General features: G+C 67.9%; 22 protein-coding genes. 16 read left to right on the top strand and 6 right to left on the bottom strand.

The annotated features are described in order from the left end of the window. Positions 1-112 precede the first annotated feature (112 nt). The 13 genes from MLE27_RS13065 (at position 113) to MLE27_RS13005 (ending at position 13,896) form a co-directional block, all read left to right on the top strand. On the top strand, positions 113-931 hold the full coding sequence (locus MLE27_RS13065; RefSeq protein WP_243312523.1) for a tetratricopeptide repeat protein: 819 nt from the start codon (positions 113-115) through the stop codon (positions 929-931). After that, positions 928-1,746 (top strand): cyclic di-GMP-binding domain-containing protein, MshE-related, encoded by an 819-nt coding sequence (locus tag MLE27_RS13060; protein ID WP_243312522.1) that lies wholly within the window; start codon positions 928-930, stop codon positions 1,744-1,746. Before MLE27_RS13065 ends, MLE27_RS13060 begins: the two co-directional genes overlap by 4 nt. A 97-nt stretch (positions 1,747-1,843) precedes the next feature. Continuing rightward, positions 1,844-2,572 (top strand): amino acid ABC transporter ATP-binding protein, encoded by a 729-nt coding sequence (locus tag MLE27_RS13055; RefSeq protein ID WP_272881631.1) that lies wholly within the window; start codon positions 1,844-1,846, stop codon positions 2,570-2,572. A gap of 30 nt (positions 2,573-2,602) precedes the next feature. Continuing rightward, the gene (locus tag MLE27_RS13050) at positions 2,603-3,418 is read left to right on the top strand and encodes an ABC transporter substrate-binding protein (protein ID WP_243312521.1); all 816 of its coding nucleotides are present in this window, start codon (positions 2,603-2,605) and stop codon (positions 3,416-3,418) included. A gap of 104 nt (positions 3,419-3,522) precedes the next feature. Continuing rightward, positions 3,523-4,221, top strand: a complete 699-nt coding sequence (locus MLE27_RS13045; protein WP_243312520.1) for an amino acid ABC transporter permease — start codon at positions 3,523-3,525, stop codon at positions 4,219-4,221. A gap of 3 nt (positions 4,222-4,224) precedes the next feature. Further along, positions 4,225-4,920, top strand: a complete 696-nt coding sequence (locus tag MLE27_RS13040) for an amino acid ABC transporter permease (protein ID WP_243312519.1) — start codon at positions 4,225-4,227, stop codon at positions 4,918-4,920. A 25-nt stretch (positions 4,921-4,945) separates the two neighbouring features. Further along, positions 4,946-7,570 carry a hypothetical protein gene (locus tag MLE27_RS13035; RefSeq protein WP_243312518.1) on the top strand — a complete coding sequence of 875 codons (2,625 nt, stop codon included), beginning with the start codon at positions 4,946-4,948 and terminating at the stop codon, positions 7,568-7,570. 132 nt (positions 7,571-7,702) lie between these two features. Beyond that, complete coding sequence (locus MLE27_RS13030) at positions 7,703-8,515, top strand: methyltransferase domain-containing protein (RefSeq protein ID WP_243312517.1); 813 nt, start codon at positions 7,703-7,705, stop codon at positions 8,513-8,515. A gap of 14 nt (positions 8,516-8,529) precedes the next feature. Continuing rightward, positions 8,530-9,330, top strand: coding sequence for a class I SAM-dependent methyltransferase (locus MLE27_RS13025; RefSeq protein ID WP_243312516.1), 801 nt, complete (start codon positions 8,530-8,532; stop codon positions 9,328-9,330). Positions 9,331-9,338: 8 nt separating this feature from the next. Further along, positions 9,339-10,286 carry a glycosyltransferase family 2 protein gene (locus MLE27_RS13020; protein ID WP_243312515.1) on the top strand — a complete coding sequence of 316 codons (948 nt, stop codon included), beginning with the start codon at positions 9,339-9,341 and terminating at the stop codon, positions 10,284-10,286. Then, positions 10,286-11,422, top strand: a complete 1,137-nt coding sequence (gene rffA / locus MLE27_RS13015; protein WP_243312514.1) for a dTDP-4-amino-4,6-dideoxygalactose transaminase — start codon at positions 10,286-10,288, stop codon at positions 11,420-11,422. Before MLE27_RS13020 ends, rffA begins: the two co-directional genes overlap by 1 nt. A gap of 105 nt (positions 11,423-11,527) precedes the next feature. Next, positions 11,528-12,643, top strand: coding sequence for a DegT/DnrJ/EryC1/StrS family aminotransferase (locus MLE27_RS13010; protein ID WP_243312513.1), 1,116 nt, complete (start codon positions 11,528-11,530; stop codon positions 12,641-12,643). Positions 12,644-12,837: 194 nt separating this feature from the next. Beyond that, positions 12,838-13,896, top strand: a complete 1,059-nt coding sequence (locus tag MLE27_RS13005; RefSeq protein ID WP_243312512.1) for a linear amide C-N hydrolase — start codon at positions 12,838-12,840, stop codon at positions 13,894-13,896. A 198-nt stretch (positions 13,897-14,094) separates the two neighbouring features. Here MLE27_RS13005 and purU read toward each other — a convergent pair whose 3' ends face one another. Beyond that, positions 14,095-14,979, bottom strand: coding sequence for a formyltetrahydrofolate deformylase (gene purU, locus MLE27_RS13000; protein WP_243312511.1), 885 nt, complete (start codon positions 14,977-14,979; stop codon positions 14,095-14,097). Positions 14,980-15,043: 64 nt separating this feature from the next. Next, entirely contained in the window at positions 15,044-17,719 is a 2,676-nt protein-coding gene (locus MLE27_RS12995; RefSeq protein WP_243312510.1) for a bifunctional acetate--CoA ligase family protein/GNAT family N-acetyltransferase, read from the bottom strand. Between the two features lie 155 nt (positions 17,720-17,874). On the opposite strand from MLE27_RS12995, the gene MLE27_RS12990 reads away from it, so the two are divergent. Further along, a complete protein-coding gene (locus tag MLE27_RS12990; RefSeq protein ID WP_243312509.1) occupies positions 17,875-19,599 on the top strand; it encodes an AMP-binding protein in 1,725 nt (574 codons plus the stop codon). Positions 19,600-19,966: 367 nt separating this feature from the next. Here the strand turns inward: MLE27_RS12990 and MLE27_RS12985 are convergent, their stop codons facing one another. The 4 genes from MLE27_RS12985 to MLE27_RS12970 form a co-directional block, all read right to left on the bottom strand. After that, entirely contained in the window at positions 19,967-20,818 is an 852-nt protein-coding gene (locus tag MLE27_RS12985; protein WP_243312508.1) for a zinc dependent phospholipase C family protein, read from the bottom strand. Positions 20,819-21,000: 182 nt separating this feature from the next. Next, entirely contained in the window at positions 21,001-21,306 is a 306-nt protein-coding gene (locus tag MLE27_RS12980) for an EF-hand domain-containing protein (RefSeq protein WP_243312507.1), read from the bottom strand. Between the two features lie 68 nt (positions 21,307-21,374). Beyond that, on the bottom strand, positions 21,375-22,292 hold the full coding sequence (locus tag MLE27_RS12975; protein ID WP_243312506.1) for a DUF475 domain-containing protein: 918 nt from the start codon (positions 22,290-22,292) through the stop codon (positions 21,375-21,377). 130 nt (positions 22,293-22,422) lie between these two features. Continuing rightward, a complete protein-coding gene (locus MLE27_RS12970) occupies positions 22,423-22,983 on the bottom strand; it encodes a manganese efflux pump MntP (RefSeq protein ID WP_243312505.1) in 561 nt (186 codons plus the stop codon). Positions 22,984-23,120: 137 nt separating this feature from the next. On the opposite strand from MLE27_RS12970, the gene MLE27_RS12965 reads away from it, so the two are divergent. Both MLE27_RS12965 and MLE27_RS12960 read left to right on the top strand, forming a co-directional pair. Beyond that, complete coding sequence (locus MLE27_RS12965) at positions 23,121-23,612, top strand: hypothetical protein (RefSeq protein WP_243312504.1); 492 nt, start codon at positions 23,121-23,123, stop codon at positions 23,610-23,612. Beyond that, positions 23,605-24,153 (top strand): MerR family transcriptional regulator, encoded by a 549-nt coding sequence (locus MLE27_RS12960; protein WP_243312503.1) that lies wholly within the window; start codon positions 23,605-23,607, stop codon positions 24,151-24,153. Before MLE27_RS12965 ends, MLE27_RS12960 begins: the two co-directional genes overlap by 8 nt. Positions 24,154-24,223: the final 70 nt, after the last annotated feature.

The raw sequence follows: 24,223 nt of genomic DNA, 5'->3' as shown, positions 1-24,223 counted from the left end.
GCGCAAACGTTCTCGGACAGCCGGTTCGCCTCGCCCGGGGCGGCAGGTCCGGATCGGCAGCCCGCATGCGTGCGTGGACGGCTGATGGGTAATTTGCTAGACAATGGTCACGATGACCTTCGATACCCACCAGCAGTCCGGGCAGGCCATCAAGGGCGTATTTTCCACCGTGAGCGTGACCGTGGTGGGCTTCGGCGCCACCAAACGCCGGGTGAAGCAGACGGTGTACGTCTACGTGGAGGAGTCCCCCACGGGCGAGATTGTCTGCCAGCCCCTCTCCCAGCAGTATGTCCCCCTGGGGCGCAAGCGCGTCATCGACAAGGAGAAGCTGTTCAAATCCTTCATCCCCGCGCCCGACATCTACCTGGAGCACATGCTCCCGGCCCTGGCCTCCCTGGAGAAGACGGTGGACCAGGCCGAGAGCCTGCGCCAGGACGGGGCGCTGTTTTCCGCCGAGTTCGAGTTCAAGAACGCCCTGCGCCTGGACGAACACCACGTGCGCGCCAGCTTCGGCCTGGGCCTGACCTACCTGGACCGGGGCGAGAAGGAAGGCGCGCTTCTGGTGTTCCGGCGCATCTCCCGCCTCTCGGGCGCCACCGCCCCCGAGCACAAGCACCTCTTCAACGAGTTCGGCATCAAGCTGCGCAAGGCGGGCATGCACCGGCAGGCCATGATCCACTACTGCAAGGCCCTGCGCCTGAGCCGCGAAGACCAGAACCTCTACTACAACCTGGCCAGGACCCTCTACGAGGCGGGGCGGCTCCGGGCCGCCAGGCGCATGCTGGATGAGGCCCTCAAACGCCAGCGGGATTTTCCGGAAGCCCGGCTGTTCGTGGACTACATCCGGGAGAAATCCCTGGAAACCATCGCCGCCACCAGCCTGGAGCTCCCCAGCTTCGAGGCCGGGGCCGCCAAAAGGGGTGGGGAATGAGGCGATTGTTCCTGGGGCATTACCTGCTCAAGCAGGGGCTGGTGACGCAAGGCCAGCTCGACCAGGCCGTCGCCCTGCAGATGGAGGCCAACCGCAGGCTGGGCGACCTGGCCGAGGAGGCGGGCCTGCTCACCCCGGATCAGGTGCGCTCCATCCTGGCGGCGCAGCGCGCGGCCGACCTGAATTTCGGCGAGCTGGCCGTGGCCGAGGGCTTCGTCACGCGCGCGGACATGGACGATCTTCTTTTCCGCCAGCACGTGCATCAGGTGCACCTGGGCGAGGCCCTGCTGACCCAGAGGGCCTTGACCATGGAGCAGTTCAGCCTCGTGCTGGAAGAGTACTCCCGCCAGGAGGAGGCCCGCCGCAAGGAGCTGGACGCGGTGCTCGGCCCCCGGGGGGAGGGCCGGGCCGTACGCAGGCTGGTGGAAGCCCTGGAGCGGGCCTTCCCACGGTTCGTGGGCTGCCCGCTCAAGGCCCTGGGCGCGCTTGGCCGCGATGAACTGGCGGGCATGCGGTATTCCTACGATTCCCTGGCTCCGCTGAAGGAGGGCGGCGTGCTGCGCTACTCCCTGCATCTTGGCGAAAGAATGCAGGCGGTGGTGGCCGAAGCCCCAGGCGCGGCGCGGATGGTATGCGCCGGGCCGGAAGGGGCCGTAAGGTCAGTGCTGGCCACCATTTGCGCCCATGTGGGGTTGGTGCTCTCGGGCGCGGCGCCGGGGGCGGACCGCGCCGGGGAGGCGCGGGGGGATGTGCTGCTGCGCCTGGGCTGCCCGGAGGCGGAGATGGGGCTGTGCGCCTCCCCGGAGGGGCGCTGAAAGTCCCGGAGGGAAGGCCAGCCTTGACATGGCGGGATTTCCGGGTAGTCTGCCGAGTTTGTCGATCGTGTTTATTTTTGCCGGAGGAACCAAGCTGATGCCCATGATCGAATTCAAGGATGTGCACAAATGGTACGGGGATTTCCACGTGCTCAAGGGCATCGAAGAAGCCGTGGAGCAGGGCGAGGTGCTGGTCATCTGCGGGCCCTCGGGCTCGGGCAAGTCCACCCTGATCCGCTGCGTCAACCGCCTGGAGGAATACCAGCGCGGCACCATCCTCTTCGACGGCCGCGACATCCACGACTCCTCGGTTGACGTCAACCTCTTGCGCTCCGAGATCGGCATCGTCTTCCAGCAGTTCAACCTCTATCCGCACCTCTCCGTGCTGAGGAACGTCACCCTTGCGCCCATAAAGGTGCGCAAGATGGACAAGGCCGACGCCGAGCGCCTTGCGCTGGACCTGCTCGAGCGCGTGGGCATCCACGACCAGGCGTACAAATATCCGGCCGAGCTCTCCGGCGGCCAGCAGCAGCGCGTGGCCATCGCCCGCGCCCTGGCCATGCGCCCCAAGGTCATGCTCTTCGACGAACCCACCTCCGCGCTGGACCCGGAGATGATAAACGAAGTCCTCAACGTCATGAAGGATCTGGCCCGCGACGGCATGACCATGCTCTGCGTGACCCACGAGATGGGCTTCGCCCGCGAGGTGGCCGACAGGGTGATCTTCATGGACGGCGGGGAGATCATCGAGGAAGGGCCGCCCAGCGAGTTCTTCAAGAATCCCAAACACGAGCGCACCCGCGCATTCCTGAAGGAAATCCTCTAGCCCAACCTGCAACCGCGAGGAGGTTCGACGATGAAGCGTTTTGCCGTGGCTGTTACGGCCATCCTGGTCCTGGCCTTGTCTGCGCTTCCGGCGCTGGCCAACAAGTTCGAGGACATCAAGAAGAAGGGCGTCCTGGTTGCCGGCGTGAAGGACTCCCAGCCTCCCTTCGGCTATGTCGACGAGGCCAGCAAGCAGATCGTGGGCTTCGAGATCGACCTGATGGCCGCCATCGCCGAGAAGATGGGCGTGAAGCTCGAGATCAAGCCCGTCACCTCCTCCACCCGCATCCCCATGCTCAGCCAGGGCGAGATCGACGTGGTGGCCGCCACCATGACCCACTCCCGCGAGCGCGACAAGACCATCGACTACTCCATCACCTACTTCTCCACCGACCAGAAGCTTCTGGTGAAGAAGGACGGCGGCATCAAGTCCATCAAGGACCTGGCCGGCAAGAAGATCGGCTCCGCCAAGGGCTCCACCTCCGAGAAGAACGCCAAGGCCGCCCAGCCCCAGGCCACCATCATCTCCTTCGAGACCTACCCCGAGGCCTTCCTGGCCCTCAAGCAGGGCAAGGTCGAGGCCGTGACCACCGACGAAGCCATCCTGCACGGCCTGCGCAACAAGGACGACAAGCCCGACGACTTCGCCGTGGTCGGCGAGGCCATTTCCGCCGAGCCTTACGGCCTGGGCATCGTCGAGAACGAGTCCAAGCTGCGCGACGCCATCAACTTCGCCCTGATGGACCTCTGGACCGAGGGCAAGTACCAGCAGATCTACAACAAGTGGTTCGGCAAGGACACCAAGTACTACATCCCCCTGACCTGGACCATGGAACTCTGGCCCTAGCAGAAGCGTGACCGCCGGAGGGGCCCTGTCCCCTCCGGCTTTCCCCGCGCGAGGCGACGCCTCCGTGCGGGACCGGGGCCCAAAACCCCGACAGGAGCAGCACGTTGGCGTATCAATTCGACTGGGGTCTCGTGGTGAGCGGGGAGTACGGCGTCATGCTCGCCGATGGCCTTGTGACCACCCTCAAGATTTCCGCGCTGTCCATCGCCCTCTCACTGACGCTGGGCACCATCGTCTGCGTCATGCGCCTGACCAAGGTCAAGGCGCTGGAATGGCTCAGCGCCTCCTTCACGGAATTCTTCAGGAACACGCCGCTGCTCGTGCAGATATTCTTCTGGTATTTCGGTTCCGCCGCGGTGCTGCCCGTGTCCTGGAACAAGTGGCTCTACGCCCAGGATTTCGAGTTCGCCGCGGGCGTCATCTCGCTCACGGTGTACACCGCCGCCTTCATCGCGGAGGACCTCCGCTCAGGCATCTACGCCATCCCCAAGACGCAGCTCGAGGCCTCGCGGGCCTGCGGGCTCTCCTTCCTGCAGGCCATGGGCTACGTCATCCTGCCCCAGGCCTTCAGGATCATCATTCCGCCCCTGATCTCGCAGTTCCTGAACCTCATCAAGAACTCCTCCCTGGTGATGACCATCGGCGTCATGGACCTGACCTACATGGCCCGCCAGATCGAGTCCCAGACGTTCCACGGCTTCGAGGCCTTCACCGCGGCCACGCTCATCTACCTGAGCATCTCGCTGCTGGTTTCGGGCGCAATCCAGATCTACAACGTGCGCGTGCTGCGCCTGGGAAGGTAAGCCATGCACTGGGACGTAGTCTGGAACAACATGAGCTACCTGCTCCTGGGGGCCTACCCCAAGGGGCCCCTGGGCGGCCTGGCCCTCTCCATCGTCATGGCCCTGGTGGGCATCTTCGGCGCGTTCTGGCTGGGCCTGCTTGTGGGCGTTTTCCGCCTCTCCAAGAAGGCGTGGCTGCGCGTGCCCGCGCTCATCTACATCGAGATCATCCGGGGCACGCCGCTGCTCATGGTCATCTTCTGGTTCTATTTCCTGGCGCCGGTGGTCCTGGGCAAGAGCCTGCCGGGCGAGCAGGCGGCCATGATCGCCCTGATCGTGTTCACCAGCGCCTACATCGCCGAGATCGTGCGCGCGGGCGTGCTCTCGCTGCCCAAGGGGCAGATGGAGGCCGCGCGCGGCTCGGGCCTCTCCCACACGCAGGCCATGATCTACGTGATCCTGCCGCAGGCGCTGTTCAACATGATCCCGTCCTTCGTGAACCAGTTCGTCTCCCTCACCAAGGACACCTCCCTGGGCTTCATCATCGGCGTGACCGAGCTGACCAAGGCCGCCACGCAGATCAACAACAGGACCATGAACGCCCCCTCGGAGATCTTCATCGCCATCGCGGCCATGTATTTTCTGATCTGCTACGTGCTCACGGCCTTCTCCCGCAGGCTGGAGGGCAAGATAAACCGCTACCAGGCCCGTGGGCGTTAGGGGCGCGGCGCACCGAGGGGAAAGCATGACGACAGGCCGCCGTCCTCCCGGGAGCGGCCCGGACCAGGGGGGCGGGGCCGTTCGGCCGCCGGCGGCGGCGCTACTGGCCGTGCTCCTGCTGCTGATCGTCCAGCTCGCGGCCATCTCGGGCCTGCGCGGCGCGGCCGACCCCGAGGGCTACCCGCTCAACACCTCCAAGCCCCTGCGCGTCAACACCTTCGAGGACGACGGCGTCATCGGGCTGCGCGCGGCCCTGGGCTACTCCACCCTGCACGAGGACCGCTTCTCCTACCTGTTCGGCGTGGGCGGGCCGGTGCTGCACGTTGCGCGCCCTGTCATGGCCGCGCTGGACCGCCTGGGCCTCATCACCCGCTTCGAGGACCCCTCCCTCTACCTGCTCTACCCCAGGGAGCTTACGCGCGCCTACAAGGCCTTCGCCGTGTACCAGCTGCTGGCCTTCACCATGTGGCTGCCCCTGGCCGGCTGGCTGCTGCTCTCCCGCCACGTCTCCCGCCCGGCGGGGGTCTGGGGTGCCTGGCTGCTGGCGCTCACCCCTTTCCTCACCGGGTTCGAGACGCGGCTCAAGCCGGACAGCGCGGCCCTGCTCATGGGCGTGTTGAGCCTGCACTTCGCCCTGAACCATTTCCGTGACGGAGGACGGCGCAACCTGCTGGCGGCCTGGGGCCTGCTCGGGCTCTCGGCCTCCATCAAGCTGACTTGCGTGCCCTTCGCCGGGGTGCTGCTCTGGCTGGGCTTTGTTCGGGCGCGGCGCGAGGGCGCGCCTATGCTGCCCTGGCTGGCCCAGGCGGCCGGGGCCTGCGCCGCGGCCTTTCTGGTGGCCAACCCCCTGCCACTGTTCGGGCTTGGCAACATCGCGCGCTGGCTTGGCGGCTACATGCAGGTGATGCACGCGCCCCAGGCCCAGGCTACGGGGGGCCAGGCGGCGGCGCAGGGCGGCTATTACGGCCAGATTCTGCGCCATCTGTTCACCCTGGACGTGTTTTTCGGCCCGGCCCTCAAGTGGGCCTACCCGGCCGCGCTGATCGGCGCGGGGCTGCTCTGGGTCCGTGCGCGCTTCGCGGTGTCGGCCTGGGCCGCGCTCTGGGCGGCCTGCCTGCTCCAGATGGGCTACATGGCCGTGGCCGCCGGGCGGACCTTCGCGGAGATCACCTACTACTATTACACCTCCTCGGCCTTGGGCCTTTTGCTGCTGGCCTGCGGGCTGGGCTGGGTCCAGGCCAGGATCGGGGAAAGGCTCGGGGAGCGCGGCCCGGCCCGTCGGGCCATGACGGCCGTGCTGGCTGTTGCGGTCCTGGCACCTTTGGCGAACGCGGACCTGGCGGCGCTGCGCTACGCGACCTCGCCCGCCAACCGCCAGCTCTGCCACGCCTGGATCGAGAGCAACGTGCCCGGCGGCGCAAGCGTGGGCGTGCCCCTGGGGGATACGGGCCAGCCCGTGTCCCAGTTTTTGCGGGTGGACCCCTTCCGCTGGGCCGTGGTGGCCGTGGGCGCGCGCCTGGAACTGCTGGCCGAGCGCAGGCCCGAATATCTGGTGCTGGTGTCGGACAAGCTGGGCGAGCCCGCGCCCGAGGTGCCCGGCTACCGGCTTGCGGCCTGGTTCGACGAGGGCGGGTCGCTGCCGCGCGACCAGATCGGGCTCTTCCAGGACGAAGTCTACCGGGTGTACCGCTGCGAGGGGCGGCCCCTTCCCCCCGTTGGGCGGGCCTCGGCCGAACTGGCCCTGGGCGATCTGGCCCGGCGCGACCCGGAGCAGGGCTTCCAGGTGCTGCAATACCAGGCGACCCGCTTCTACCCGATCACCCTGGACCTGTTCGCCAAGTCCGGCGGCACGCTCCTGCCGTACCCCACGGCGGCGTTGGCGGGCAGCCTGCGCCACGCCTCATCCCCGGCGGCGTTCGTGCACCACGTGGGGCCGCTGGCCCTGACCCTCTGGGGGGTGAAGTACGTCTACGCCCGGCAGGACGGCGAGTTCCGCGAGAACGCCCTCGGCCCCTACGGTTTGAAGCGTTTGGACGCCCCCGGGATCGGAGGCGTGGAGAACGAACCCGCCGCCTTCCTGTATCCGGGCTACGGCGGGCAGGCCTTCTTCGTGCCGTACACGCCCTGGACGGCCCAGGCGGCCCTGCGCGGCCTGATACGCCTGCGCCCCCTGCCCAACGCCGGGCGGCTGCTGGAGAACCCCGGCGGAGGCCCCGTGGAGCTGCGCCTGGAGATCGAGTCGGACGGCCCCGCTGACGTGGTGCTCACGGGCGGCCCTGCGCGGCGCTCCTTCCTGGCCGGGCCTGGCGCCACGGTGCTGCGCGTGCCCTACGAGGGCGGGGAGCATGTTGATTACGAACTCAACCCAGCCAAGGCGGGCGGCACGGTGCGCCTGCTCAAGGCCGAGGCCAGACCCATGCCCCTGGCCGGGGCTCCGCTGGTCAAGCGGGCGAGCGTGGGAGCCATGGCCGCCTTCGCGGAGCTGGAGCCCGGCCCGCAAGGGCGGGTGCTCTTCGCTCTGCCCTGGCACCACCGCTGGGCGGCCGAGGTGGACGGCAGGGCCGCGCGCCCCGAGCCCGGCCCCGCCGGGGTGGTGGCGGTGCCGGTGCCAGCGGGAGCGCGCCAGGCGGCCCTGCGTTTCGTCGATTGAACCGGGCTTGGACCGGGCTAGAACAGGGATTGAGCCGGAATTCAGGCGGAAGCGCCGCCCTTGCGGTCGCCTTGGCCTTGGAGTAGAAGCGGCGAGCTTCCGACAGGAACCCTCCAGGACACGCAACCCCATATGTCCAAGCACGAGATCATCCTTTCCCTGCTGACCAAGCCCTACACCCTCGTGGATGGGGTCTTCCACTGCGTGGAGGCGGTGCCCACCGCCAAGAGCGCGGGCGGCGGCCTCGCGGGCGGGCTCCAGGGCTTCCTCAAGCGCTGGCCCAGGCTCTACCGCTTCCTGGTGGAGGCCTTCTCGCCGGTGCTGGTCTCCCGCGCCATGCGCCAGGGGCTTGAGAAGGCCCTGGCCGAGAGCGCGCCGCCCATGACCGTGGTCAACCTTGGCAGCGGCCCCCTGGGCCTGCCCGGCCGCCCGGACATCATCAACGTGGACATCACGCCCTTCGACTGCGTGGACATCTGCGCCGACGCGGCGGACCTGCCCTTCCCGGACGCCTCCGTGGACTGTGTCTTCAACCTGGCCATGCTCGAACACGTGCCGAACCCGCAGGCCGTGCTGGCCCAGATGCGCCGGGTGCTCAAGCCGGGCGGGCGCGTCTGCTGCTTCATCCCCTTCGGCCAGCCCTTGCACGCCGCCCCCTCGGACTACAACCGCTGGACGCGAAACGGCGCGCTTGAGCTGTTCAGGGATTTCGAGCAGGTGGAAGTCGCCATCGGGGCGGGCCCCACGTCCTGCTGGCTCTGGATGACCGTGGAGTGGCTCTCGCTGCTCTTCAGCTTCGGCAACGCCAAGGCTCGGGACCTGCTGGCCCTGGGGCTCATGCTGACCCTTTTCCCGCTCAAACACCTGGACCGCCTGTTGGAGCGCCAGCCCGGCGCGGAGCGCATCGCGTCCGGGTTCTTCGTCACCGCCGTCAAGGCCGGATGACCGCTGGAGACACCATGAAGGCCAAACTGGAAGATTCCGGCATCAAGGAGCATTGGACGAGCCAGGCCAAGCGCCACGGCGCGTCGCACTGCGCCTCCTGGTCCGACGCCCACGCCATCGAGATCGAGAAGCGGGTCATCGCCCCGCGCCTGCGCGAAGGCTCCCGCGTGCTGGACATAGGCTGCTCCAACGGGCACGCCACCCTGGCCTACGCCCAGGCCCTCGACATCGACATCACCGGCATGGACTACGTGCCCGAGATGATCGAGGCCGCGCGCGGGCACCTGCGCGAGGCCGCCCCCGGCCTGCGCGGCCGCGCCAGCTTCGAGACCGGCGACATCCGCGCGCTGCCCTTCGCAAGCGACAGCTTCGACACGGTCATCACCACCCGGGTGGTCATCAACCTGCAGAATCTCGAAGCGCAGGAGCAGGGCATCCGCGAGTGCCTGCGCGTGGCGCGCCCCGGCGGCGAGGTGCTGCTCTCCGAGGCCACCCTGCAGGGCCTCGAAGCCCTGAACCGCCTGCGCGCGGAGCTGGGCCAGAAACCCCTCTCCATGCCCGCCTTCAACCTCTACCTGGACGCCGACACCCTGGCCGCCAAGGACTGGGGGCCGGGCGTCACGGTGGAGACGCTGGAGTTCTCCAGCACCTATTACCTGTTCACCCGCGTGCTCAAGCCGCTGCTGGAGCACCTGCCCGGGTCCCTGGTCAAGGCCGTCGACCCCCTGAGCGAGGTCAACCGTCTGGCCGGGATGCTGCCCTCCTGGGGGGACTACGGGGTGCAGAAGCTGTTCATCCTGCGCAAAAACGGCTAGGAAGCCCCATGTCCATGCTGGATATTTCCGTCGTCATCCCCGTGTACAACGGCCGCGCCACCGTTCCCGCCCTGTGGGAGCGCCTGCGCGCGGTGCTGGACATCTGCGCCGGGAGCTATGAGGTCGTCTTCGTGGACGACGCCAGCCCGGACGGCAGCTGGAGCGTGCTGGAGGAACTGGCCGCCATCGACCCGCGCTGCAAGGCCATCCGCATGATGCGCAACCAGGGGCAGCACAACGCGCTGCTCTGCGGCATCCGCGCGGCAACGTACCCGGTCATCGTGACCATGGACGACGACCTGCAGCACCCCCCGGAGGAGATCCCCCGGCTGCTGGAGGAGTTCGCCAAAGGCCACGCCGTGGTCTACGGGGCCTGCGCCCAGGAGCAGCACGGCCTGCTGCGCAATCTGGCCTCGCGCCTGACCAAGCGTGTGCTCCAGCAGGCCATGGGCGTGGCGGCGGCTCAGAGCGTCTCGGCCTTCCGGGTGTTCCGCACCGAACTGCGCGACGCCTTCGCGGACTGCCGCAACCCCCTGCCCAACATCGACGTGATGCTCTCCTGGGGAACCACGCGCTTCGGCGCGGTGCAGGTGCGCCACGAGCCCCGGCGCGAGGGCGTCTCCGGCTACAACCTGCGCAAGCTGCTCATCCACGCCGTGAACATGATCACCGGCTACACGGTGCTGCCCCTGCAACTGGCCAGCCTGGTGGGCTTCGTGCTGACCCTGGCGGGCGTGGGGCTCTTGGCCTTCGTGCTGGGGCGCTACCTGATCCAGGGCACCACCATGCAGGGCTTCCCCTTCCTGGCCTCGATCATCTGCATCTTCTCCGGCGCGCAGCTCTTCGCCCTGGGCATCATCGGGGAATATTTCGCCCGCATGTACCTGCGCCTCATGGACAAGCCCGTGTACACCGAGGCCCAGCGCCTGAACTTTCCGGAGCCCCCCAAGCAGTGATGAACTACCGCATCCCCTTCAACCGCCCCTGTTTCGCCGGGGCCGAGCAGCAGCACATCATCGAAGCACTGGCCAGCGGCAAGATATCCGGCGACGGGCTCTTCAGCCGCAAGTGCCACGAGCTTCTTGAGCGCGAGCTGGGCGCCGCCAAGGTGCTCCTGACCACCTCCTGCACGCACGCCCTGGAGATGGCGGCCCTGCTGCTGCGCCTGGAGCCCGGCCAGGAGGTGGTGGTGCCCTCGTTCACCTTCGTCTCCTCGGTGAACGCCTTCATCCTGCGCGGGGCCAGGCCCGTGTTCGCGGACATCCGCCCGGACACGCTCAACCTGGACGAGAACGCCCTTGAGGGCCTGCTCACCCCGGCCACCAAGGCCGTGGTGGCCGTGCACTACGCCGGAGTGGGCTGCGAGATGGACCGCATCCTGGAGCTTACGGCCCCAATCGGCGCGGCCCTGGTGGAGGACAACGCCCACGGCCTGTTCGGCAGCTACAAGGGCAGGCCCCTGGGCAGCTTCGGGGCCCTGGCCACCCAGAGCTTCCACGAGACCAAGAACTTCACCTGCGGCGAAGGCGGGGCCCTGGTCGTCAACGACCCGGAGCTGGCCGCCCGCGCCGAGATCATCCGCGAGAAGGGCACCAACCGCTCCAGCTTCTTCCGGGGCGAGGTGGACAAGTACACCTGGGTGGACCTGGGCTCGAGCTACCTGCCCTCCGAGGTGCTGGCCGCCTTCCTCTACGCCCAGTTGGAGCAGCGCGAACGCATTCAGGCCAAGCGCCGGGCCATCTGGGAGCGCTACCGCGACGGCCTGGCCGGCTGGGCCGACTCAAGCGGGGTGCGCCTGCCCGTGGTCCCGGAGCACTGCGGCCAGTCCTACCACATGTTCCACATGCTCATGCCTTCGCTGGAGAGCCGCCAGCGCATCATCGCGGAACTGAAAGCGAAATCCATCCTGGCCGTGTTCCACTACGTGCCCTTGCATCTTTCCCCCATGGGCCGCGGCTTCGGCGGCCGCCCCGGGCAGTGCCCCGTGGCCGAGGACCTCTCGGACCGCCTGCTGCGCCTGCCCTTCTACAACGACCTGGACGAGGCAAGCCAGGACGAGGTCATCGAGGCGGTGGCTTCGTTCACGCCGTGAATCTCCACATCCTGGACTTTTCCGGCCCCGTCCGGCAAACCACCCCGGAAATGGCCGCCCCGCCGCCTGGACGGGGCCTGGGCCAAACTCCCAGCGAGGACCGCCATGAAGGTTGAATTCTACCGCCACGCCCTGGACCAGGCGGACATCGACAAGGTCGTCTCCGTGCTCGGCTCCGTGTTCCTGACCACAGGCCCGGTCACGGCCGAGTTCGAGCGCAAGTTCGCCGCCTACACCGGCGTGCCCCACGTGGTCTGCGTGAACTCCTGCACGGCGGCCATGCACCTGGCCCTGGAGGGCCTGGGCATCGGCCCCGGGGACGAGGTCATCACCACGCCCATGACCTTCATCGCCTCGGCCACCTGCGTGGAGCACGCCCGGGCCAAGCCCGTGCTCGTGGACGTTGACCCCGCCACCGGCTGCATCGACCCCGCCGCCGTTGAGGCCGCCATCACCCCGCGCACCAAGGCCATCATCCCGGTGCACCTCTACGGCGTCATGTGCGACATGCACGCCCTGCGCGCCATCGCGGACAAGCACAAGCTCTTCCTCATCGAGGACTGCGCCCACTGCGTGGAGGGCGAGCGCGACGGCGTGCGCCCCGGCCACCTCTCGGACGCGGCCTGCTACAGCTTCTACGCCACCAAGAACCTGGCCTGCGGCGAGGGCGGCGCTGTCGTCACCCGGCACGAGTCCCTGGCCCGGGACATCAAGCTGCTCACCCTGCACGGCATGAGCAAGAACGCCGCCGGGCGCTACCACGGGGCCTACCAGCACTGGGACATGCTGCGCCTGGGCTGGAAGTGCAATCTGGACGACATCCACTCCGCCCTGCTGGTCAACCAGCTCGACCGCCTGGACGGGCTCTGGGCCAGGCGGCGCGAGATTTTCAATCGCTACGAGGCCGCCTTCGAGGGCAAGGTGCCCCGCCCCACGGTGGTCGGCAAGAGCGGGCACCACCTCTACACCGTCTGGGCCGAGCCCGAGCGGCGCGACCAGATCCTCCACGGGCTGCAACAGCGCGGCGTGGGCGTGGCCGTGAACTTCCGGGCCATCCACAACCTGACCTGGTTCAAGGAGACCTTCGGCTTCAAGCGCGGGGACTTCCCCAACGCCGAAGCCATCGGCGACAGGACCATCTCCATCCCGTTCTACCCGAAGATGACGGACGCCGAGGTGGAGTACGTGATCGAGAGCGTGCTGGCGGAGTTCGCCGGGTAGAAGAGCGAAAAAGCTGCGGAAACGACGACGGGGCGGGCCTGATGGCCCGCCCCGTTTTTCGTCGGGCCGGCGGGGATGCGCCGGGCCGATGTGCATGCCGGGCGGAGCTGGGGCGGCTTCGTCTGCGAACCTGCGGCTGGACGGGCCGTTTGCGCTCGGATAATATTGGCCGCAAGTATTATCGTGGAGGTTTTATGGCTTATCGCGCTGACTTCCGGGCGGCACTTGTCGCAATTGTCGCGTTCATGGCGCTCGGCGTGTCGTTCCCCGGCGCCTCGCACGCCTGCTCCCGCGTGTTTTGGAACAATTCCGGCGCGGCAATGGTCACGGCGCGCACGATGGACTGGTCGCACACCTTTGACGACTGGCTCTTCGTCTACCCGAGAGGGCAGCGGATTCGAGGCGATGCCGGGCCCAAGGCCGCAACCTGGACCTCCAAATACGGCAGCGTGGTTTGCGGCATCTACGGATTCGCAAGCCAGCTTGGCTTCGACGAGAGCGAAGGAGGGACGGACGGCCTGAATGAGAAGGGGCTGGCCGCGCACCTGTTGTACCTCGAAACCACGAAATACGCCGCCCCCGGCGGAAAGCCCGGCGTGAACTACATGCGCTGGCTCCGCTACATTCTGGACAACTTCGCCACGGTCGCCGAGGCCGTGGAGGGCATGAAGAAGGTCGACATCGTGAGCGTCAACTTGGGGAGCGAGGTGCTTGGCGGGCACATGGCCATCGAGGACCCGAGCGGCGATTCGGCCGTCTTCGAGATCATCGACGGCAAGCTGAAGGTGCACCACGGCGCGCAATACACCGTGATGACCAACGACCCCCCGTACGACGAGCAACTCGCCAACGCCAAGCAGTTCATCGGGCTTGGCGGCGAGAAGGATTTGCCGGGCGACACCGAAAGCGCCAACCGTTTCGTGCGCGCGGCGTACTATCTGCAATATCTCCCGGCCCCGGCCGACAGCGAACAGGCCGTGGGCCTGGTGATGAGCGTCGCGCGTAACGTCGCCGTGCCCTTCGGCGCGCCGTACAGGGGGCGCACCGGCGAGGGTGTGTACCCGACCTGGTGGCTCTCCGCCACGGATGTGAAGAACCGCATCTTCTATTTTTCCTGGGTTCAAAACCCCAACGTGATCTGGGTCGACCTCTCCCGGATTGATTTCTCCGCAGGCGGCCAAACCAGAAAGCTCAACCCGCGAAACCCCGCCCTGGCCGGAGACGTGACCCGGAGTTTCGAGCCCGCCCGATAAGACGGCCGGTCAACCGCAGGGCGGCCGCCTCAGTACGAAGACGCCCCCTCCCGGAGCAACCGGGAGGGGGCGTTTTATCGAGAAAGGGGGCGCTGTCGCGGGGTTTGCGTCCAGGCCAAGCCGGACCGGCCTGACCGGGAAGGCTTTCCCCGCCCCGCCATGAAGACCACGACCCGGATCTTTTCTCCGCTAAACCCGCTAGAACACCACGGTCTTGTTGCCGTCCACGATGATCCTGTCCTCCAGGTGCGCCCGCACGGCGCGGGCCAGCACCTGCCGTTCCAGGTCGCGCCCCAGGTCCTTCAAATCCTCCACGCCGTGGCGGTGCGAAACGTGCGCCACGTCCTGGCTGATGATTGGCCCGGCGTCCAGCTCGGCGGTGACGTAGTGCGCCGTGGCCCCGATGAGCTTCACCCCGCGCTGGAAGGCCTGGCGGTACGGGTCGGCCCCGATGAACGCGGGCAGGAAGGAGTGGTGGATGTTGATGATGGGTACGCCAGTGCCCGCGATGAATTCCGGCGAGAGGATCTGCATGTACCTGGCCAGCACCACGGCGTCGGCCTTGCCCCGGATCAGCTCCAGGGCCTGCTCCTCGGCCTTGCGCTTGGCCTCGGGATCGCGCGGGGGCACCGGGATGTAGTGGAAGGGCACGCCGAAGCGCTCCACGGCCTCCTTGAGGTCCGGGTGGTTGCTGACCACCATGGCCGCCTCGCAGGGCAGCTCCCCTCGGGACCAGCGCCACAGCAGCTCCATCAGGCAGTGCTCATGGCGAGAGACCATGATCGCCAGCCGCTTTGCGGGCCTGGCGTACTGGATGGACCACTGCATCTCGAAGGGCTTGGCCACCACCTGGTCGAAGGCGGCCATCAGGGCCTCGCGCCCCAGATCCAGGTGCGGGGTCTGGAACTCCAGGCGCATGAAGAACTTGCCGCCCTCGGGGTCGGTGGAGTGCTGGTCCAGCTGGGTGATGTTCGCCCCGTGGGAGAAGATGAACTGGCTCACGGCCGCCACGAGGCCGGGCCTGTCAGGGCTTGTTATCAGCAGGCGGGCGATGTTGCGCCCGGAGTCGTCGGAGGTGTTCATGGGGAAGGTGCTGTCTAAAAGACAAAGATTAACGGTTGGATAGTAATGGTAGCTTATCGGAAAGCTATCGCTTGTTCAGCTCCAGGCGCATGTCCGCGATGTCCTCGTCGGTGTTGCGCCAGACGTCGAAGCCCACCTTCTCGGCCAGCCCCTGCATGCCCTTGTTGTCCAGCAGGGCCTGCCCGGAGAGCACCGCGGTGCCCCGGTCCCGGCAGTAGCGGATGATCTTCTCCATGAGCAGGCGCCCCATGCCCAGGCCTTTCTGGTCCGAGCGCACCAGGATGGCGAACTCCGCCTGGGAGTTGTCCGGCTTGGTGGAGGCCCGCACCACGCCCAGGGTCTCGTTGTGGCCTTCCTCGTCGGGCGCGGTGGCGATGAAGGCCATCTCGCGCTCGTAGTCGATCTGGGTCAGGCGGGCCATCTCCATGTGCGAGAGCTCGCGCACCACGCCGAAGAAGCGGTAGCGCAGGTCCTCGGGGGTGATGCGCTTGAGCAGCTCGTAGTGGGCGGGTTCGTCCTCGGGGCGGATGGGCCGGATGAGGATGTGCCGCCCGTTCTTGAGCACGGCCTCCTCCTCCAGTTCGCGGGGGTAGGGGCGGATGGCCAGGCGTTCCTGCCCGCCGGACATGGCCTCGGCCACGCGGATGCGCGCGCCCAGCACCGCCACGCCCTGGCTGTCCGCGAACATGGGGTTCACGTCGATCTCGATGATCTGGGGGATGTCCGTGACGAGTTGGGCGATTTTGATGAGGGTCAGGCAGATGGCGTCCATGTCAGCCGGGGGGCGTCCGCCCAGGCCGCGCAGGAAGGCGGCCACGCGGGTGCGGTTTATCAGGTCGCGCGCCAGGCTGGCGTTGATCGGCGGAAGGGCCACGGCCTTGTCCTGCGAGAGCTTGGCCGCAAGCCCGCCCTGGCCGAAGCGCAGGAAGGGCCCGAAGACGGGGTCCACCTGGGCCTGGATGAGCAGCTCCTGCGCGCCGCGGCGGCCCATGCGCTGCACGATGAAGCCCTGGATGTCCGCACCGAGCTGGAGCTTGCGCGCCCGGGTGCGGATGGCCACGGCGGCCTGGCGCAGCTCTTCCTGGTCCTCGATGTCGAGCACCACGCCGCCCACGTCGAAGGGCTGGGGGATGTCGGGCGAGAAAATCTTGAGGGCCACGGGGAAACCCAGCTCCTCGGCGGCGGCGGAGACCTCCTCCACGGTCCTGACCAGTTTGGAGCGGATCACCGGGATGCCGTAGGAGGCCAGCACCACCTTGGCCTCCGGCTCCGTGAGCTCGGAGCGCCCGGCCTCCAGCACGGAGAGCACCACGCCCTGGGCCACGTCGGTGTCGGGGCTGAAGCCCGCGGGCAGGTCCGCGGGCATCTCCATGAGCAGCTCCTGGGTGCGGCGGTGGTTGGCCATGTCCAGGAAGGCGCGCACGGCCGTGTCCGGCGTGGCGTAGCTGGGTATGCCCGCCTGGTTGAACATCGCCCGGGCGGTTTCGGCCACGGCGTGCCCCAGCCAGCAGGTGAACACAGGGCGCTGGCTCTTGGAGGATGTCTGCACCACGGCCTGTGCCACGTCGTCCCCGGTGACGGAGGCGAAGGGCACGTGCATCACCAGGATGGCGTTGGGCTCCTTGTCCTTGAGCAGGGCGGCGAGCACTTGCGAATACAGTTCGGGCGTGGCGGTGAGCCCCATGTCCACGATGCCGTCGCGCAGCCAGTTGGGGCCGATGATCTCGCGCAGGTGGGCGGCGGTCTGCTCCGAGAGGGTGGCCAGCTTGCCGCCGCCCTCCACCAGGGTGTCGGCGGCCATGACGCCGATGGAGCCTCCATTGGTCAGGATGGCCAGCTTGTCGCCCTTGAGCTGCTGGCTGCGCGCCAGGGTCTGGGCCGCGTCGAACAGGGCGTCGATCTCGAACACGCGCAGGATGCCCGCGCGGCGGAAAGCCTCGTGGTAGACCTCGTCCAGGCCCTGGCCGGGCTTGGCGATTGGCTCCCCGCCGGGTCCGCGCCTGCGCCCCGGTTTGACCACAAGCACGGGCTTGTTGCGCGCGGCCGCGCGGGCCGCACTCATGAAGGTGCGGGCGTCGCCAACGGACTCGATGAAAAGAAGAATGGAGCGCGTGTTGGGGTCGGAGGAGAGGTAGTCGAACAGGTCCTGGTATTCCAGGTCCAGCCGGTCGCCCAGCGATACCACGCAGGAGAAGCCGATACGGTGCGCCCTGGCCCAGTCCAGGACGCCGGTGAACAGCGAGGCCGACTGCGAGACGAAGGCGATGCGGCCTTTGGGCGGCTCCGCCTTGACCAGGCTGGCGTTGAGCCCGATGGGCGGGATGATGAGCCCCAGGCCCGAAGGCCCAAGGATGCGGATGCCTTCCTCCTCGGCGGCGGCGAGCATCTTCTCCTGAATCTCCCACTTCTCGCCTGCCGACAGCTTTGTGTAGCCGGGGCACAGGGCCACGGCGGCCTTCACCCCGCGCCTGCCCAGGCGGTAGATGTATTCGGGAGCGGTGTCGGGCGGCGTGCAGATGATGGCCAGATCGGGCGTAAGGGGGAGCGTATCCACGCTCTTGTAGGCCTCCACGCCCAGGACCGTGTCCTCGTCGGGGGAGAGGGGCATGACCGGGCCCAGGAAGGCCCCGCCCAGGAGGTTCTCCATGACCACGCGACCAACGTGGCCTTCCTCGTTGGTGGCTCCGACCACTGCGACCGAAGTGGGCTTGAACAGCCCTTCGAGATTGGCAACGCTCATGGTTCGCCGCTTGTTGATGTCCGGGGGTTGCGCTATAAGTTTCAAGCGATTGCGGCCAGGCCGGATTCCGGCCGACGGTCGCGTGCACGTCGGCCGCAGGATAGTAGGCCGCCACCGATCCGGCAAGCCTCTTTTAGCAGACGCCAAGGAGAGCCATGAACCCCCACGACCGCGAACGCTTCTGGAGCGACCGCGCCAGCGAACTCCTGGCCTGGCGCGCCCCATGGGAAAAGGCCTGTCCCGACACCTTCAGCTCGCCTTCAGGCTGGTTCAAGGGTGCCGCCATCGACGTGTGCGCCAACTGCCTGGACCGCCACGTGGCCGCCGGGCGCGACGACGTGCCCGCTCTGATCTGGCAGGGCGAGCCCGAAAACCAGGCCGTCGTCTTCACCTACGGTACCCTGCTGGAGCAGGTTCGCCGCGCGGCCGTGGTGCTGGCCGGGCTCGGCGTGAGCAAGGGCTGCGTGGTGGGCCTGAGCCTGCCCGCCCTGCCTGAGCTGGTAGTGGCCACCCTTGCCCTGGCCCGGTTGGGCGCGGTGCACCTGACGTTCCCGGCGGGGCTCTCCCCGACGGTGGTCTCCGAGCGGTTGTCCGCCTGCGTGGCCATGCTCGTCATCACTGCGGACGGATATTTCAAGGCCGGGCGGGCCGTGGCCGTCAGCCAACCCGAGGGGGGCCCCAGGAGGGTGGTGGTCCGGCGCACGGGCCAGGCCCCGGAGGCGCTGCGCGAGGGCGACCTCTGGTGGCACGAGCTCATGGAGGCCCACGCCGTTGTCCCGGCCTTGCCCGGAGCCGTGCACGGCGCGGCGGACCCCTTGTTCATCCTCTACACCTCGGGCTCCTCGGGCCACCCCAAGGGCGTGGTGCACGCCGCGGGCGGATTCCTGGCCGGTTGCGCCCACTCCGCGCGGCACGCCTTCGGCGTGGGCCCCGGCATGACCATGTGGTGCCTCTCGGAGCCGGGCTGGATCATGAACACGGCCTACGCGCTCTACGCCCCGCTTAGCCTGGGGGCCACGACGCTGCTCTACGAGGGCTCGCCCCTGCACCCCAAGCCGGACCGGCTCTGGCGCATCGCCCAGAAGCACCAGGTGGCCACACTCATCACCACGCCCGCGCTCACGGGGCAGCTCATGCGCGAGGGTGAGGCCTGGCCCGCCGGGCGGGATCTGCCAGCGCTCAAGCTCATCGTCAGCGTGGGCGAGAAGCTCACCCCCGAGAACAGGCAGTGGCTGGCCCGCTCGGTTGGCAAGGGCCGCGCCCCGGTGGTGGACGCCTGGGGCCAGACCGAAACGGGCGGCGTGCTCATGCTCTCCGGCAGCCGTGGCGGGCTCACGCCCCTGCCCGGGGTGGAGGCCTCCATGAACCTGCTGGGTCATCTGGCCCTGGACGCGCCCTGGCCCTCCATGGCCTCGGCCCTGGTGGGCCAGCCGCTGGAGGCCGGATCTTCCTACGACACGGGCGATCTGGCGCAGACGACCCCGGACGGGACTTTTGTGATCCTGGGCCGCTCCGGAATCGCCGGGGCGGAGCTGCCCGTGGCCGCCGTGGAGGCCGCCGTGGCCGCGCATTCCGCCGTGGCCGAGGCCGCGGCCGTGGGTTCGGGCGACACCGTGGTGGTCTACGTCACGCTGCGCGCCGAGGCCGGTGAGCCCTTCGGCCTGGAGGAGGAGCTGGAGCAGGCCGTGCGCGCCCAGGTGGAGGAGTTCGCGGGGACGCTGTGCATCCGCGTGGTGGAGGAACTCCCCAAGACCCGCTCCGGCAAGATCGCGCGGCAGGCGTTGCGCGGGGCAGCGGAGGGCCGCATGGGCGACACTTCGGCCCTGGCAGACCCCTCGGTGCTGGCCGCCCTGCTGGAGGACCCGGGCAAGCTGTTCTGATCCGTTATTTCGGTGATTCGGCTGATAAAGGCGCGGCGTTCTGCCGCGCCTATGTTTTGGGCTGGGGCAAAGTGAGGCGCAGGAAGTGGGGCGAGGAATGTGGGGCGCTGCCCCACGCCCCGCAAGGGGGCGTGGCCCCCTTGACCCGCAAATATCATTCACTGGGGAGATCGCTTGTTGGAGGGCGTGTGGCGTCCGGTGAACGCCCGTTGCGAGGCGGGAAGCGTCAACCTGCCGCCTGATCCGTGGTGGGAGAAAAGGGAATCATTCTATGGGATTCCAACGGGAGGAACTCCCTTTGGCGGGGTCCAGGGGCGGCGCCCCTGGCCGCCGGAGGCTCTTCCTCCCCCGGCTCCAACGTTGATCGCTAGGCCACTTCCTGCTGCAGGTCGGCCCCGGGCAGGGCGGGCAGCTCATCCAGGCAGGGGTGCACCGCGGGGCGCACGCCGCGCTTGGCGCGGGCCAGTTCGCGGCTGCCGATGGGGTCGAAGCCGCGCAGGGTGGTGCCGTTCACGTCGCGCAGCACGTCCAGCACGGAGCGCAGGCTCAGGGTGAACATCTCGTCCAGGTCGTGCCAGCCTTCGGGCAGGGGCATCAGGCGCTGGGCCAGCATGAGGGAGCGGTTCCAGCCGGGCAGGCAGCTCAGGCGCTCCCCGCTGCGGAACACGCGCTTGCGGCACTGGTAGCTGAGGGGGTTCTTCTCAAGCGCGCAGACCATGCTGCGGTCCACGGCGCGCTGCAGGCGGCGCGAGAGCTTGCCCGCACGGCCGAGCCCGCCCGTGAGGCGCGAGTCGGCCTGCATCTCGATGTAGACGTGGGTGGGGCCGGAGGGCAGGTGCGTGGAGGCCAGCACGCCCGGCACGTAGATGGAGTGCGCCACCACGTCGGCGGCCAGGTGGCTGGCGTAGCCCAAAGCGTGGGACATGAGCTGCGGCGTGTGCGCGGCCTCCAGCAGGCGGTCGGCCGAGTCCCAGTTGTGGCTGTGGCCGGGGCGAACCCGGGTGCCCTTGCCCACGAAGAAGTCGGCGCTCAGGCAGCCGTAGAAGAACGAGTTGGGGAACTGGGCCAGAACGCCGGCAACGTGCACGGGCAGCAGATCCAGGTTCGCCAGCACGAAACGGGCGGCGGCTGTGTGCACCCCTGGACCCCAGGCCAGCGCGTCGGCGGGCATGGCCAGCAGGGCCGCAAGGGCACAAAGGAAGACAGAGATCAGTATCAAGGCGCGCCTCCACCTGTATCGTGAACGGGGTCTTTGTATGCCCGTTCGCGCCCGTGTCAAGTGACAGGGCGTTTAGTTGGAGGGCACGGGGCGGCCGGCGGACAAAACCGCAACAAATACAGCGGCCCGCCCCTCTCGCACATCAGGGAGGCGGGCCGCGAAAATGGCCGGTGCCGCGGGGGCTACTGCTGGGCGGGCGCGGGCGCGGCGGCCTTGGGGGCGCGGCGCTTGCCCTTGGCCTGGGCCAGTTCGTCCTTGGTGAGCACGCCATCGCCGTTGGCGTCGAGCTTGATGAAGCGCATCTCGGCGCGCTTCTTGGCGGCGTTGAGGAACTCTTCCTTGCTGATCTTGCCGTCGCCGTTGGTGTCCATGGCCTGGAAGGCCTTCTCGCCCTTGGGGGCGGCGGGGGTGTCGTCCTGGGCGGAGGCGGCCGCGCCCAGGCCGAGGACCAGGCCGAGCGCCAGAATCAAGGTTATCGCACGTTTCATGTGAGGCTCCTTCCGATACAAATTTGCGGCACTATACAGGCTGTGCCGAATGCTGTCCAGGGCGAACGCTAGGGATTGACCTGGAGGAACCGGCGCGACTTGAGGAAGAAGTACCCGACAACGCCGAAAGTGATCACCGGGGACACCCAATGCGGGATGTGCACCCCGAAGGCGTCCAGGATCATGATCCAGCCCAGGAAGAGCACCGAGTACATGGCCCCGTTCTTGAGGAAGCGGTAGCGCTTGATGGTCTCCACGTTGCGCACGGTGAGCTCGCGCACCACGAACGCGCCCAGGCCGTTGCCCACCAGGATCAGCGGCACCGAGAGCGTGAAGGCGAAGGCCCCCAGCACGCCGTCGATGGAGAAGGTGGCGTCGATGATCTCCAAGTAGAGGATCTTGGCGATGTCGGACTTGTGGGAGTGCAGCAGCTCCTGCTCGCTCTGTTCCGCGTTCTGCTTGAAGCCGTGGGTGATGAAGAAGGCCGTGGAGCCCACCACCGCGCCGAAGGCCAGGGTGTCGTTGACCTTCATGGCGTACCAGACCACCACCGTGAGCAGCACCGAGGCCAGGGCGTAGAACCAGACACCCTGGCGCATCAGGAAGCGCTCGCCCGGCAGGCCGAAGTTCTTTTCCTCCAGGAAGACCCAGTGCAGGAAGAGCATCACCAGGAAGATGCCGCCGCCCATGAGCAGCACCGGGGAGGAGCTGTCCACGGCCTGCATAACGCGCGGGTCGGAGGAGAAGGTGGCCGTCAGGGCCTCCCAGGGGCCGATGCCGGGCGTGACCACCCAGACGATGAGCCAGGGCAGCAGCCCGCGCACGGCGAAGACCGCGATGATGATGCCCCACACCAGGAACCAGCGCCGGTATTTCGGGCGCATGGTGGAGAGCACTTCGGCGTTGATGATGGCGTTGTCTATGGAGCTGATGGTCTCGAACAGGCACAGGCCCGTGACCGTGAGAACGATGCTGAAAATGTCCATGGGCGCTCGGTAGCTTAAAACGTGTTCAGCCTCAAGCGTCCTGTGGGAGCCGTCGCGGAGTGGCGGGCGTCGGGTTGGCCCGGCCCGTATGCGAAAGCGAACGATGCCGGGCTGATGCGGCGCCGGGGGGCTAGAGCACCAGCTTGACGCCGATGGCCAGCAGCGTGGCCCCGCCCAGCAGTTCGGCGTAGCGGCTCACGGCGGCCAGGTGGCCGATCATGCAGCCAAGGCGCACCCCGAGTCCGGCCACGATGAAGCAGACCACCCCGATGACCAGCGCCGGGAACCAGATGGCCTGGCCCAGCACGGAAAAGCTCAGCCCGACGGCCAGTGCGTCGATGCTGGTGGCCACGGCCAGCAGCAGCAGGCGCGAGCCTTTGGTGGGATCCTTGGGGGGGCAGGAGTCGTCCTCGTCCTTGGCCTGCAGGCCCTCCCAGATCATCTTGCCGCCCACGAAAGCCAGCAGGGCGAAGGCCACCCAGGCCGCGTAGGACTCCACGAAGGAGCGCACGACAAGGCCCAGGAACCAGCCGATGACGGGCATGGCGGCCTGGAAGAAGCCGAACGCGCCCGCCATGCGCAGGGCCTGGGCGGTGGTGGGGGTGCGCAGGCAGATGCCGGTGGCCAGGGAGACGGCGAAGGCGTCCATGGCCAGGGCAAGGGCCAGGGCCAGAAGGGTGAGAAATGGCATGCGATGTCCTTGGGTGCGGGTCGGGGCGCGAGGATGCCAAATGACGGGCCGATGGTCGAGTGAAAAAGACGCGCTTGACTTGTCTACAGCTTCACACCCCAGCAATGCCCGCGTCACACAACAAGGAGGACAGAAGCATGTCGACGATTCAGGCGAAACGCGTAGTGTTGCAGGATGTCATGGAGCTGTCGGGCACGCCGCGGCAGGTGTTCCCGCTGCTCTGCCCAGTGCTGGAGTATGACTGGATTCCAGGCTGGAAATGCGTGATGATTCATTCGGACTCAGGCGTTGCCGAGCTGGACTGCATGTTCCGCACGGACTTCCCTGGCGAGGAGGGGCGCGTCTGGCAGGTCAGCCGCTATGAGCCGCCTCAGGGCATAGGGTTCGTGAGCTTCGTTCCGGGCGTCATGACCATCGCGCTGCGCATCGGGCTTGAAGCCGTGGATGGCAATCGCACCAGGGCCGAATGGACGAGGGTGTTTACGGCGCTGTCGGCGCGGGGCGAAGAGCTTCTGGAAGTCTATGCTTCCGGCGGACGACCGCACTCCATGGCCGCTCTTGAGAACTACCTGGAAACCTATCTGCGCACGGGCCGCATGGCTCCCGCAGCAGGAGAACCGCGTGGCTGAATGGACGGTCGGTAGGCTTGCGAAACGCTTCGGGCTCTCCCGCAGCACGCTGCTCTATTACGACTCCATCGGGCTTCTGCGTCCCAGGCATCGGGCATCGGGCGACTACCGCGCCTACGGCGAGGCCGAGGCCGGGAGGCTTGAGCGCATACTGCTCTATCGGAGCCTCGGGTTGAGCCTAGCCGAGATCAAGGCCGCGCTGGACGCCCCGGAGACGGCCGTCTCCCGGGCGTTGGCGGCCAGGCTGAAGGCCCTGGAGCGCGAGGCTGCCGCCGTGCGCGCCAAACAGCGTCTGGCTCTCTCCCTGCTTGGGGGCGGGCCGGAGCTGCCCCCGGCCGGTCTGACCGACCGGGCCTCGCTCACGGCGCTTCTGGAAGCCGCCGGCATGGACCGCGAGGAGATGCTCGCCATGCACCGGGAATGGGAGCGGCGTTCCCCGGACAAGCATCGTCGGTTGCTTATGCTTTTGGGCTTCGCGGGGGAGGAACTGGAGGACGTGCTGCGCAGCAGCCGGGAAGAAGACCTGCGAGAAGGCGAATGAAAAAGTTTCGGCCCGCCGCGCGTGGCGCGGCGGGCCGCACCGGTTCCCCGCGGTGGGAACCCTAGTCGCG

The organism is Fundidesulfovibrio agrisoli (assembly GCF_022808715.1).
In the GTDB taxonomy this organism is placed as follows: domain Bacteria; phylum Desulfobacterota; class Desulfovibrionia; order Desulfovibrionales; family Desulfovibrionaceae; genus Fundidesulfovibrio; species Fundidesulfovibrio agrisoli.
Note: the sequence above shows the minus strand (reverse complement) of the source record. Positions and strands in the feature narration are given on the sequence as shown.

What these genes read in the sequence shown, in the direction of transcription:
- MLE27_RS13065 (WP_243312523.1), top strand. Translation starts at nt 113, where the DNA reads ATGACCTTCGATACCCACCAGCAGTCCGGGCAGGCCATCAAGGGCGTA.
- MLE27_RS13060 (WP_243312522.1), top strand. Translation starts at nt 928, where the DNA reads ATGAGGCGATTGTTCCTGGGGCATTACCTGCTCAAGCAGGGGCTGGTG.
- MLE27_RS13055 (WP_272881631.1), top strand. Translation starts at nt 1,844, where the DNA reads ATGCCCATGATCGAATTCAAGGATGTGCACAAATGGTACGGGGATTTC.
- MLE27_RS13050 (WP_243312521.1), top strand. Translation starts at nt 2,603, where the DNA reads ATGAAGCGTTTTGCCGTGGCTGTTACGGCCATCCTGGTCCTGGCCTTG.
- MLE27_RS13040 (WP_243312519.1), top strand. Translation starts at nt 4,225, where the DNA reads ATGCACTGGGACGTAGTCTGGAACAACATGAGCTACCTGCTCCTGGGG.
- MLE27_RS13035 (WP_243312518.1), top strand. Translation starts at nt 4,946, where the DNA reads ATGACGACAGGCCGCCGTCCTCCCGGGAGCGGCCCGGACCAGGGGGGC.
- MLE27_RS13030 (WP_243312517.1), top strand. Translation starts at nt 7,703, where the DNA reads ATGTCCAAGCACGAGATCATCCTTTCCCTGCTGACCAAGCCCTACACC.
- MLE27_RS13025 (WP_243312516.1), top strand. Translation starts at nt 8,530, where the DNA reads ATGAAGGCCAAACTGGAAGATTCCGGCATCAAGGAGCATTGGACGAGC.
- MLE27_RS13020 (WP_243312515.1), top strand. Translation starts at nt 9,339, where the DNA reads ATGTCCATGCTGGATATTTCCGTCGTCATCCCCGTGTACAACGGCCGC.
- rffA (WP_243312514.1), top strand. Translation starts at nt 10,286, where the DNA reads ATGAACTACCGCATCCCCTTCAACCGCCCCTGTTTCGCCGGGGCCGAG.
- MLE27_RS13010 (WP_243312513.1), top strand. Translation starts at nt 11,528, where the DNA reads ATGAAGGTTGAATTCTACCGCCACGCCCTGGACCAGGCGGACATCGAC.
- MLE27_RS13005 (WP_243312512.1), top strand. Translation starts at nt 12,838, where the DNA reads ATGGCTTATCGCGCTGACTTCCGGGCGGCACTTGTCGCAATTGTCGCG.
- purU (WP_243312511.1), bottom strand. Translation starts at nt 14,979, where the DNA reads ATGAACACCTCCGACGACTCCGGGCGCAACATCGCCCGCCTGCTGATA.
- MLE27_RS12995 (WP_243312510.1), bottom strand. Translation starts at nt 17,719, where the DNA reads ATGAGCGTTGCCAATCTCGAAGGGCTGTTCAAGCCCACTTCGGTCGCA.
- MLE27_RS12990 (WP_243312509.1), top strand. Translation starts at nt 17,875, where the DNA reads ATGAACCCCCACGACCGCGAACGCTTCTGGAGCGACCGCGCCAGCGAA.
- MLE27_RS12980 (WP_243312507.1), bottom strand. Translation starts at nt 21,306, where the DNA reads ATGAAACGTGCGATAACCTTGATTCTGGCGCTCGGCCTGGTCCTCGGC.
- MLE27_RS12975 (WP_243312506.1), bottom strand. Translation starts at nt 22,292, where the DNA reads ATGGACATTTTCAGCATCGTTCTCACGGTCACGGGCCTGTGCCTGTTC.
- MLE27_RS12970 (WP_243312505.1), bottom strand. Translation starts at nt 22,983, where the DNA reads ATGCCATTTCTCACCCTTCTGGCCCTGGCCCTTGCCCTGGCCATGGAC.
- MLE27_RS12965 (WP_243312504.1), top strand. Translation starts at nt 23,121, where the DNA reads ATGTCGACGATTCAGGCGAAACGCGTAGTGTTGCAGGATGTCATGGAG.